14 protein-coding genes and 1 pseudogene are annotated in these 8,727 nt (G+C 67.3%); all 15 read right to left on the reverse strand.

Annotated elements, in window-relative coordinates; translation table 11 throughout:
- Window positions 1–209 (reverse strand): 30S ribosomal protein S4e (locus tag VEY12_12500; protein HYM40940.1); only part of this gene is annotated, 209 nt, incomplete at its 3' end.
- A 7-nt stretch (window positions 210–216) separates the two neighbouring features.
- Window positions 217–576 carry a 50S ribosomal protein L24 gene (gene rplX / locus VEY12_12505; GenBank protein HYM40941.1) on the reverse strand — a complete coding sequence of 120 codons (360 nt, stop codon included), beginning with the start codon at window positions 574–576 and terminating at the stop codon, window positions 217–219.
- Window positions 577–585: 9 nt separating this feature from the next.
- Window positions 586–984: a 50S ribosomal protein L14 gene (locus VEY12_12510; GenBank protein HYM40942.1), complete on the reverse strand. Its 399-nt coding sequence runs from the start codon at window positions 982–984 to the stop codon at window positions 586–588.
- Window positions 981–1,385, reverse strand: a complete 405-nt coding sequence (locus tag VEY12_12515; protein ID HYM40943.1) for a 30S ribosomal protein S17 — start codon at window positions 1,383–1,385, stop codon at window positions 981–983. The genes VEY12_12510 and VEY12_12515 overlap by 4 nt, the downstream gene beginning before the upstream one ends.
- 6 nt (window positions 1,386–1,391) lie before the next feature.
- Complete coding sequence (locus VEY12_12520; protein ID HYM40944.1) at window positions 1,392–1,643, reverse strand: ribonuclease P protein subunit; 252 nt, start codon at window positions 1,641–1,643, stop codon at window positions 1,392–1,394.
- A 1-nt stretch (window position 1,644) separates the two neighbouring features.
- On the reverse strand, window positions 1,645–1,944 hold the full coding sequence (gene yciH, locus VEY12_12525; protein HYM40945.1) for a stress response translation initiation inhibitor YciH: 300 nt from the start codon (window positions 1,942–1,944) through the stop codon (window positions 1,645–1,647).
- A 113-nt stretch (window positions 1,945–2,057) separates the two neighbouring features.
- A pseudogene (rpmC, locus tag VEY12_12530) lies at window positions 2,058–2,252 on the reverse strand (50S ribosomal protein L29).
- The gene (locus VEY12_12535) at window positions 2,252–3,136 is read right to left on the reverse strand and encodes a 30S ribosomal protein S3 (protein ID HYM40946.1); all 885 of its coding nucleotides are present in this window, start codon (window positions 3,134–3,136) and stop codon (window positions 2,252–2,254) included. Before VEY12_12535 ends, rpmC begins: the two are co-directional and overlap by 1 nt.
- Window positions 3,137–3,598 (reverse strand): 50S ribosomal protein L22, encoded by a 462-nt coding sequence (locus VEY12_12540; GenBank protein HYM40947.1) that lies wholly within the window; start codon window positions 3,596–3,598, stop codon window positions 3,137–3,139.
- A gap of 7 nt (window positions 3,599–3,605) precedes the next feature.
- Complete coding sequence (locus VEY12_12545) at window positions 3,606–4,073, reverse strand: 30S ribosomal protein S19 (GenBank protein ID HYM40948.1); 468 nt, start codon at window positions 4,071–4,073, stop codon at window positions 3,606–3,608.
- Between the two features lie 5 nt (window positions 4,074–4,078).
- Window positions 4,079–4,792, reverse strand: a complete 714-nt coding sequence (locus VEY12_12550) for a 50S ribosomal protein L2 (GenBank protein HYM40949.1) — start codon at window positions 4,790–4,792, stop codon at window positions 4,079–4,081.
- Window positions 4,792–5,073: a 50S ribosomal protein L23 gene (locus VEY12_12555; protein ID HYM40950.1), complete on the reverse strand. Its 282-nt coding sequence runs from the start codon at window positions 5,071–5,073 to the stop codon at window positions 4,792–4,794. Before VEY12_12555 ends, VEY12_12550 begins: the two co-directional genes overlap by 1 nt.
- Window positions 5,070–6,005 (reverse strand): 50S ribosomal protein L4, encoded by a 936-nt coding sequence (gene rpl4p, locus VEY12_12560; protein ID HYM40951.1) that lies wholly within the window; start codon window positions 6,003–6,005, stop codon window positions 5,070–5,072. Before rpl4p ends, VEY12_12555 begins: the two co-directional genes overlap by 4 nt.
- A gap of 5 nt (window positions 6,006–6,010) precedes the next feature.
- Window positions 6,011–7,012, reverse strand: a complete 1,002-nt coding sequence (locus VEY12_12565; GenBank protein HYM40952.1) for a 50S ribosomal protein L3 — start codon at window positions 7,010–7,012, stop codon at window positions 6,011–6,013.
- A 224-nt stretch (window positions 7,013–7,236) separates the two neighbouring features.
- Complete coding sequence (locus tag VEY12_12570; protein HYM40953.1) at window positions 7,237–8,439, reverse strand: hypothetical protein; 1,203 nt, start codon at window positions 8,437–8,439, stop codon at window positions 7,237–7,239.
- Window positions 8,440–8,727 lie beyond the last annotated feature (288 nt).

Genomic DNA, 8,727 nt, shown 5'->3' on the forward strand with positions numbered 1-8,727 from the left:
CCGTCGATGAGGACGTGCCGGCCGGTGAGGATGTGCCGTGCCGCCCGGGCCGTGTCGCAGACATGCAGCATGTCGCGGAGGATGAGGCCCACGGGAACGGCGCGGTCCAGGGGATGGGGACCCGGCGATGGCTTGGCGACCCAGAACTCGGTCTTCCGCGCGATGGCCCACGATCGGGGGGCCGGCAGCCGCTTCATGTGCTTCTTCACGCTCTCCTCACTCCTCGTACTTCTTGCGGCGCCACGGGTCCGTGTCGTCCAGCTTGATGATCATCAGGTTCGATGCGTGGATGGGCCGGGGCACCTTCTTCTCGTCCGTCTTTTCGATCGTGATGCCCTCGATGACGGCGAGGCCGCGTTTCGAGTCCACGCTCACAATCTTGCCTTCCTTGCCGCGGAAGCTCCCCCGCATGATTCGGACGACATCGCCCTCGCGCACGGGGAGGGCGCGCGGGAGCTGGAGCTTGGACTTCCCGGCGAGGTCCGGGTCCACGTGGGCGCCCAGGAGCCGGTGGCGGCGCCCGATATTCGCCTCGTAGAGCCTCTTCCGCTGCGTCCGGGGTCGAGTCGATACCACGTGCACACCTCACACGATCATGCTCGCCGTAGCTGCGATCCGCGGCCAGCGTTCGGCCGCCTCACGGGCCACGGGACCCTTGATGTCCGATCCCTTCGCCTCGCCCTCAGGCGTCACGATGACGCATGCGTTGTCCTCGAACTGGACCATGATCCCTTCCGGGCGTCGGAACGGGCGGCGCTGTCTCACGACAACCGCGTTGAACAGTTGCTTCCGCGTCTCGGGCGTCCCCTTCTTGACCGTGACCACGAGAAGGTCGGCGATGCCCGCGGACGAGAGCCGGTTCCGGACGCCGCGGTAGTTCTTGACCTCGACGATCTCGACGATCTTCGCGCCCGTGTTGTCGATGCACTCCAGGCGGGCGCCCTTGGGCAACCCGCGCGTCTGGCGTCCCGGCAGGCCCTTCATGCGGCGACCCCCTGGTTCCGGACGGCGACGAAGTGGACCGTCTTTGCGAGCGGGCGGCACTCCATCATCGTGACGCGGTCGCCCACGGAGAGCCCCAGGCACGCCGGCGCGTGGACGTTCATCCGACGCGTCCGCTTCTCGAACCGCTCGAACTTCTGGAGGTAGCGGAGGTACTCGCGCTCCACGACCGCGGTCCGTTGCATCCGGATGGAGACGACGACGCCCTCCAGGATTTGGCCGCGAACGGAGAGCTTCCCGTGGAACGGGCAGTGCTCGTCCGTGCACGTCTTGTCGGGGAGAGGGACATCGATGCCGATGTCCCGCGAACCGGACGTCTTGCGTGCCGCGGGCGTCGGAGCCGTCGCGGGCTTCTCTTTCTTCGCCGCCTTCTTCTCTACCATCGCTGCTCACCGTGCCTTCTTGACGCGGTCCTCGGGGCGGAAGCGGATGTCGTCGCCTTCCACCTCGATGCCGCCTTGGATCTGGAACCGGAACCGGGCTCCCTGCTTCGGGATGCGTTTCTCGGCGCCCGCCGCCTCGATCACGAGGAGGTTGCGGGTCTCGTCCACGACGCGGCCCGCCAGGTGGGTCTGACCGGGGTCCGTGGACCGGAGGACCTCGACTTGGAGTCCGATCAGCTCGTGCTTCCGGAGGTTCATGTCAGGCCACCTGGACGCGGTAGCCCATGGATTCGAGGACCTCCGCGACCTTCCTCTTGTGCTCTCCCTGGAGTTCGATGCGGCCCTCCTTGGCCGTGCCGCCCGCCGCACACTTGTTCTTCAAGGTGCGCGCGAGCTCGGCGATGTCGATGTCGCCGACGTCGAGTCCCTCGACGACGGTCACGGTCTTGCCGTACCGCCGGGTGTCGTTGTGGACCCGGATGCTCTGCTGTTCCTTCGCGAGCTCCTCGCACATGCAGAGCTCCTCGGGAAGACCGCAGGTCGCGCAGATCCCGGCCATTACGCCTGGTCCTCCTCGAGATCGTCCTCGATTCCCTCGTCCGCCGCCGCCTTCGGGGCGGACGGGCGGGGAGCGTCTCCAGGGGCCGCGACCGGCGGGGCAGCCGCCCCCGGACCCTCCTGGGACTGAATCGTGTGGATGCGCGCGATGTTCTTGCGGAGCGCCCGGATCTTCCCCGGGTTCGGCGGCGCGCCGCCCATGGCGGCCACGCCCCGCTCGTGCATGAGCTCGTCCCGCAGTTCCCGGAGCTTCTTCTCCCGAGCCGCCGCGTCCATCGCGCGGATCTCCTTCGTGCGGAGCAGGGCCATTACTTCTCCCCCGCTACGTCGACATCCGCATCCACGCCGAGTTCCTTGACCTCCTTGGCAACCTTCTTCAGGCGCTTCGTGGCCACGCGACTCTTCTTGACCGTCTCCCCGAGCTTGGGGGGTTCCTCCTCGGGCAGGATGACGGCGTCTTCCGCGCCGGCTTCCGGCTCCACCGGGGCCGCAGCCGGAGCCAGGCCTCCCGCGGGAACGGGCTCCGGTTCAGGCGCGACGACAGGTTCCGGTTCCGCCGGGGACGCTCCGACCGCGGGAGGCCGGACCTCAATCTCGTCCGGGAGCTTCGCCAGAGGGTTCATGATCTCCACGGTCACGCCGATGACGCCGGGCTTGAGCTTGGCGACTGCGAAACCCTTGCCCATCCAGAGATTCCGCGGTTCGCCGCAGTACTTGATGTGGCCCGCCTTGAACTTCTCCGTGCGGTGCCGCTGCCCGGTGAGCTTCCCTGCGATGATCACCAGGCACCCCTTCCCACCCGCCTCCATGATCCGGCGCACCGTGCTGTGCCCCGCGCGGCGGAAGTGCCAGCCACGCTCGAGGGCGTTCGCGAGCTTCTCCGCCATGATCTGCGCGTTCAGCGACGGGTTCGCGACCTCCTGCACCTCGATCTGCGGGTTGTCGAACTTGAACTGCCGCTCGACGGCGTCCGTGAGGCTCTTGATCGCGCCGCCCTTGCGGCCGATGACCAGCCCGGGTCGCTCCGACTGGAGCGTGACCCGCGTGCCCATGGGCGTGCGCTGGATGTCCAGGCCGCCGAAGCCCGCGCGGCGCGTCTCGTGCATCAGGTACTCCTTCAGGAGAACCCGGCGCATGTTCTCAACGATGATGCGCTTGTCCTTGCGCCGCTCCGTGACCGTGGCACCGGGCACTCAGCTCCCCTCCGGTTCCTCGAGGACGATTTCCAGGTTCACCGTGTCTTGATTCCAGGGGCCGCTGCGGCCGTGGGCGCGGGGACGGTACGCCTTCTGGATCGACCCTTTGTGCGCGTTGATCACCTTGATCCGCATCTGGTCGGGGTCGTCCTTCCCCGTGAACTCGGCGTTGGAGACCGCGGACTCGAGGACGCGGAGGAAGGCCTTCGCGGCCTTGACCGGGTACCGGGCAGGGCCCATGCCCGACTTGTGCGCGATCCAGCGCTTGTACCGCTTCATGGGAACGGGCTGCTTCAAGGCCGCCACGTTCTCCAGGTACTCTCGCGCCTGCTCCACACTCTTGCCGCGAATGGCTCGGGCGAGCTCCACGCTCTTCTTCCAGGAAATCTGGAGTTCCTTGCCGTAGGCACGCGCCATGCTCTCGATCTTGTATTCCACCGTGTACCCGAGCTGAGTCATGGTCCACCTACTTGAGCGGCATGAACTTGGACGAGCGCGTCGCGCCGACGCCCGGGCCGCTGTGGACGACCACGGTCTTGCGCGTCATCGCGAACTCGCCGATGTAATGCCCGATCATCTCCGGCTTGATGTCCACCGTGACGAATTCCTTGCCGTTGTGGATCGCGACCTTCTTGCCCACGAAGTCCGGGAGGATGGGAACGTCCCGGCAGTGCGTCCGCACGGCCTCCTCGGTCCCGTTCGCGCGGAGCTTGTCCACGAACCTCGTGCGCTCCTCGTCCAGGCCTCGGACGAAGGACCGGCGAGCCCGCGCGGGCAGGAGCTCGACGATTTCCTCGAGGGTCATCGCCTTCATCTCCTCGAGGGTGTAGCCCCGGTAGGTGAACTCCTTCTTCCTTCGCGTCTCGACGAGGCCGGCGCGCTTCCGCAGCTTCCTGCGTGCCGCCTTGGCCAGCCCACCCATCTTGCGCGCCATGTGATCTACCTCCGCTGCTTCCGTTCACGGATCCGCTTGGGTTTCGGTGACAACCGGCCGACCTTCATGCCGGGAGGAGCGTCATAGCCGACGGTGGACGGCCGCCCGACGTGTTGGTGGGAGCCGCCTCCGTGCGGATGGTCCACGGGGTTCTTCGCGACACCCCGGACGTCGAAGTACGCCTTGCTGAAGGAGCGGAAGGCGTGGAACTTCTTGCCCGCCTTCGTGAAGGGCTTCTCGCCGCGACCCGCGCCCGCAACCGCGCCGATCGTGGCGCGGCACTCGCGGTGGAATCCGTAGAACTTCCCCGAGGGGAGCTGCACGACCGTGCGGTCCCCCTGGCTCACGACCACGGCTTGGGCTCCTGCGGCGCGAACGAAACGCCCGCCGTCCCCGGGGATCTTCTCGATGTTGTACACCAGGGTGCCCTCCGGGATCTGGCCTAGGGAGAGCGTGTTCCCTCGGTCCACGTTCACGGAGCCGATCGTCACGGGCTGGCCGATCGTGAGCCCGTCGCAGGCGATCATGAGGACCTCCTGGCCCCCGTACCGGACGCGAGCGAGCGGGGCCGTGTGGCCCGGAGCCTGGAAGATGTCCGTCACGACGCCCTCGCCGCGGAGGTGCGGATACTCCACGGGGCCGGGGTGGCGGTGGCTCGGCGAGCGATACGTCGGCGAGGTGCCGCGCCCGCGCCGCTGGTTCGGGAGGTTCTTTCCCATCAGAACACCCCGATCCGCATCCCGATCTCCTCGGCGGAGAACTCGGGTTTGAGCTTGATGATCGCGTGCTTCCCGTCCTTGCGGACGAACGTGTTCACGTGAGCGACCTTGACCTCGAAGATCTCCTCGAACGCCTTCTTGATGTCGGTCTTCGTCGCGCGGCGGTCCACGAGGAATTCGAGGCGGTTGCCATCCTTCAGGTCCTGGGCGGGGGTGCCCTGGAGCATGTTCAGGGTCTTCTCGGTCACGTACGGGTGGAGGAGTACATCGTAGGCTCTCATGGGTGCCAACTCCGCAGGATCTCGAGCGCCCCTTCGCTGAAGAGGGCGAGACGACCCGGGTCTCCGCCGGGCGCGAGGATCTCCGCGTTCAGGGCGGCGGGGCTCACGACCTCCACCCCCGGAAGGTTGCCGAAGAGGCGCCGGACCCTCGTGGGCTCCTTGACCACGACCAGGAGGCTCCGGGGCTCCCGCAGCCGCCGTCCGCGGAGCTTGCCTCGCCCCGCGCGGACGTGACGGCCGTCCTTCGCGCGCTCCACATCCGTCTCCAACCCGAGCCGCTCGAGGATCGCGAGGCCCTCGCGGGTGGCTCCCTCCTCGGGCTCCAGCGTCTCGATCGAGTCCTCCAGGACCACGGGGAGGCTAAGTCGCTCGTCGAACCGGTGGCCACGGGCGGAGACGATCGCGGCGTCGCGGAGGGCCGCCAGGGCGGCGTTCCGGGCGAGGCCGCGCTCGTGGGCGTTAATTTTCTTGGCCCAGACCGTGTCGGGCCGCGGCGGGTGGGCCCGGCGGCCTCCGACAGTGCCGGGTGCCTGGGCGCCCGTCATGGAACCGCGCAGGCGCGGGACCCGGGACACGCCGTGGCCCTTCCCCGACCAACGCACGGAGTGCTTCATCCCGGATCGCGGATTCGGGCCGTAGGGCTGGCGGCGGTTGGCCCGGAATGCGGTCACGGCGCGGAGGATCAGGTCCCGCCGAACCTCGGAGCGGAATACGGCCGGGAGGTCGATCGTCTTGATGGCCTCCCCATCGACGGAGTAGACGCGCACTTGGCCTGGTTTTAGCGCGGGAGCCTCCTCCTTGGGTTCCGCGGCCTCCCGCTTGGCCGCCTTGGGAGCAGCGCGCCTCAATCGCCGCCTCTTCTCCGGAGGCGCCGCCTCCGCTTCGGGCTGTTCCTCGGAGGCTTGCTTCTTCTCCGCATCCTTCTCCGCCATCGGCCTCACGCCCCCTGCTTGGATTGTCTAGAGACGAACGTGACCTCGGGGGGCTTCTCGAGCCGGACGAAGCCGCCGCGGCTCGCGTCCCGGAACCGGATCAGGCGCTTCGCGGGGCCGGGGATCGAGCCGTGGAGCATGACGTACGGATTGCGGATCGTGCCGTAGTTCAGGAATCCGCCGTCGGGATTGATCTCCTCGCCCTTCTCGCCCATCTTGAGGATGCGTTTGTTGTACTCCGTGCGCTGGTGGTACCCGAACTGTCCACTCTGCGGGACCGTGGGCCGCACGAAGCCTGGCTGGAAGTTCCCGAGCGTGCCGATGTTCCTGCGGTGCTTCGAGTTCTTGTGGCTCAGGAGGCGGGTGCCCCAGCGCGTGTGGTGTCCCTGCCACCCCTTGCCCTTCGTGATCGCGGCGACGTCGACCATGGAGCCCTCGCGACAAAACTCGGTCACGGGGATCTCCTTCCCCAGGTGTTCCTTCGCGTACTTCAGTCGCTCCGGGACGGACCCGCCGCCCACGCGGTTCTCCATGAGGTCGGGCTTCTTCTTGGGGACGCCCGTCACCAGGGTGGGCTGCGTGTACGTCAAGAGACGCACGTCGTCGATCTGGACCGCGTCGACCTTCTTCCACGCCTCGTCGACGTTGTAATCCTTGGGGATCGGGAATACGCGATCGAGCTCCTTGTCCAGGCGCGGCGCCCAGACCTCGCCCACGGTCTTCAGGCCCTCGTGGGTGTGCTCGTAGAGCCGCACGCCCGCGACCTTCATGGGCGGCACCTCGACCACGGTCACGGGGACCTGGACCTCCTGGCCCGACGTCGTCGACGTGGGCCGATAGTCCACGATCGTGGCGTGGGTCATGCCCGCCTTGTACCCGGCGAACCCCTGGACGCGGGGCGTGCCGTCGATGTCGGGCCAGCTGGAGAAGTGCGGGATCGGGCTCTCGCTCCGCTTGCGGGGCGAGAACGCCATGGAGCCGTGGCGGGGGCGGTGTTCCTTGGGCATGGGGACTCCTCCGGAGAGGATGACCTCTCCACGCGTGCGATCACGCGGAGTCGATTCGGCGCGCCACCGTGACGCTGCCTGCGATCCCAGAAGAGTGGGGCCGCATTCCCGGGATCCGCGGAGGATTGCCCGGAGGGCGTCTGGTTGACGCGACGGCCGTTCCCTATGGGCGGGGTCTATTTAACGGTTTGCTGGGACGATTTCGGGTCTATAACTTTCATGTGTCACCGAGTCGCGATCACGTCGACTTTGCGCTTCATCGACTCGATCCGCTGCATGAGTTCCATGAGGCCGACCTTCCCGGCGAAGTACTCCGCCAGGACGGACGTCGCCTCGCGCTCCGGGCCTTCGACCAGGTGGACCTCGGGAGGCATCAGGACCCCGAGAGGCCCGTGCGGTATTCTGTTCCTCTGCTCGTCGAGGATGGCCTGGGTCATCGGGTTGTCGTAGACCGCGGTCATTCCGGCTTCGCGGGACAGCCCGTGGCCGACGAGGGCGTTCGACTCCGGATCGCCCAGTCCGGCCCTCCGGCACAGGGTCTTGACCGCGTGTCGGAAGTAGACCGGGCTCAGGTCCGGCAAGGACCACTTCGCCGCGAAGGCGTGGAAGTGGTCGCGGACCGTCGGCCCGTCGAGCCGCGTGCCCGGACGGGTGCGCTTCGAGTCGGGCATGTCGTCGACGACGTACTGGCCCTTCATCCCACGCCACGGGAGGATCGGGTCCTCCGGCGAGGTCGCGGGCGACACGTTGCGCCACGACTCCATGGCCTCGAGGACGTCCGGGAAGAGCCAAGCGATGATCGGGGACGAGGACTTGAAGTCAGCCTCCGTTCCGTCCGCGATGATCGCGTACGGCTTTCCCTGGTCATCGTACCGCACGTGCTTCCAAGAGAGATGCGCGACCTGATTGCCGGGCCGCCATCCGTTCTGGAGGACGCAGAGGACCAGGAACTTCAGGTACGGGTCCTTCTCGTTCCGCACGGCCTCGGCCCACGCCTTGATGTCCGCGTCGGGAGGTGTCTGCCTCCGTCCCGCGGGCGGCAAGGTGCGGCCGAAGTCGCGCTTCCGGCTGATCGGCCACGGCAGGTTTAATCCTTCTTCCCAGACGACCTGGAGCCCACTCAGGGTCACGCGCCGCGACTTCAGCGGCACGGACGCGAGGTGCGCCAGGAGGAGCTCCCGGCCCTTCGGCCCTGCAAGCTGTTTTCGCGTGTACTTGTCCAAACGGACTTGGTCCGCGAACCTCCGGAACATCCAGGTGTACGACATCGGCGTCGACGCCGTCGGCTTGAACCGCGTCACGGTGTTGCGTTGGAAGCGCTCGAGGACGTCGCGGACCACTACCGCGGGATCGCCCGCGTCGAGTCCGAGAGTCCTGAGTGCTTCTCCGCCGCCGTCCCCATGAGGGTTTGCTTCCGCGCGCAGCACGGAATCATGGGTTCTACCATCTAGAGACGTGTTTTCCCCTACCACGTCTCCGACTAGGGTATGGCATACCCTAGTCTTAATGGTGTCGGAAGAAGGCCCGGACGCTAGTGCATCGGTCCGTGCATTCGGAGGCGCGATCATCCTCCGCCTCCGAGGTTGGCGCAGCGACTACAGAGGCGACGGGTTCGCTTGGGATCCTGGATGAAGGCGCGGCCGCAACGTTGACAGCGCCCGATAGGTGGGGACTTCTCAGGCTTCTTCCGGGCCGCGGGCGCGAGTCTCATGGCG

The organism is Thermoplasmata archaeon (assembly GCA_035632695.1).
Taxonomy (GTDB): domain Archaea; phylum Thermoplasmatota; class Thermoplasmata; order RBG-16-68-12; family RBG-16-68-12; genus RBG-16-68-12.

Bases quoted from the DNA above. Each gene is read 5' to 3' on its own strand.
- rpl4p (HYM40951.1), bottom strand. From the start codon at position 6,005: ATGGCGGAGAAGGATGCGGAGAAGAAGCAAGCCTCCGAGGAACAGCCC.
- VEY12_12545 (HYM40948.1), bottom strand. From the start codon at position 4,073: ATGGCGCGCAAGATGGGTGGGCTGGCCAAGGCGGCACGCAGGAAGCTG.
- yciH (HYM40945.1), bottom strand. From the start codon at position 1,944: ATGGCCGGGATCTGCGCGACCTGCGGTCTTCCCGAGGAGCTCTGCATG.
- VEY12_12565 (HYM40952.1), bottom strand. From the start codon at position 7,012: ATGCCCAAGGAACACCGCCCCCGCCACGGCTCCATGGCGTTCTCGCCC.
- VEY12_12520 (HYM40944.1), bottom strand. From the start codon at position 1,643: ATGAACCTCCGGAAGCACGAGCTGATCGGACTCCAAGTCGAGGTCCTC.
- VEY12_12515 (HYM40943.1), bottom strand. From the start codon at position 1,385: ATGGTAGAGAAGAAGGCGGCGAAGAAAGAGAAGCCCGCGACGGCTCCG.
- VEY12_12550 (HYM40949.1), bottom strand. From the start codon at position 4,792: ATGGGAAAGAACCTCCCGAACCAGCGGCGCGGGCGCGGCACCTCGCCG.
- VEY12_12510 (HYM40942.1), bottom strand. From the start codon at position 984: ATGAAGGGCCTGCCGGGACGCCAGACGCGCGGGTTGCCCAAGGGCGCC.
- VEY12_12555 (HYM40950.1), bottom strand. From the start codon at position 5,073: ATGAGAGCCTACGATGTACTCCTCCACCCGTACGTGACCGAGAAGACC.
- VEY12_12540 (HYM40947.1), bottom strand. From the start codon at position 3,598: ATGACTCAGCTCGGGTACACGGTGGAATACAAGATCGAGAGCATGGCG.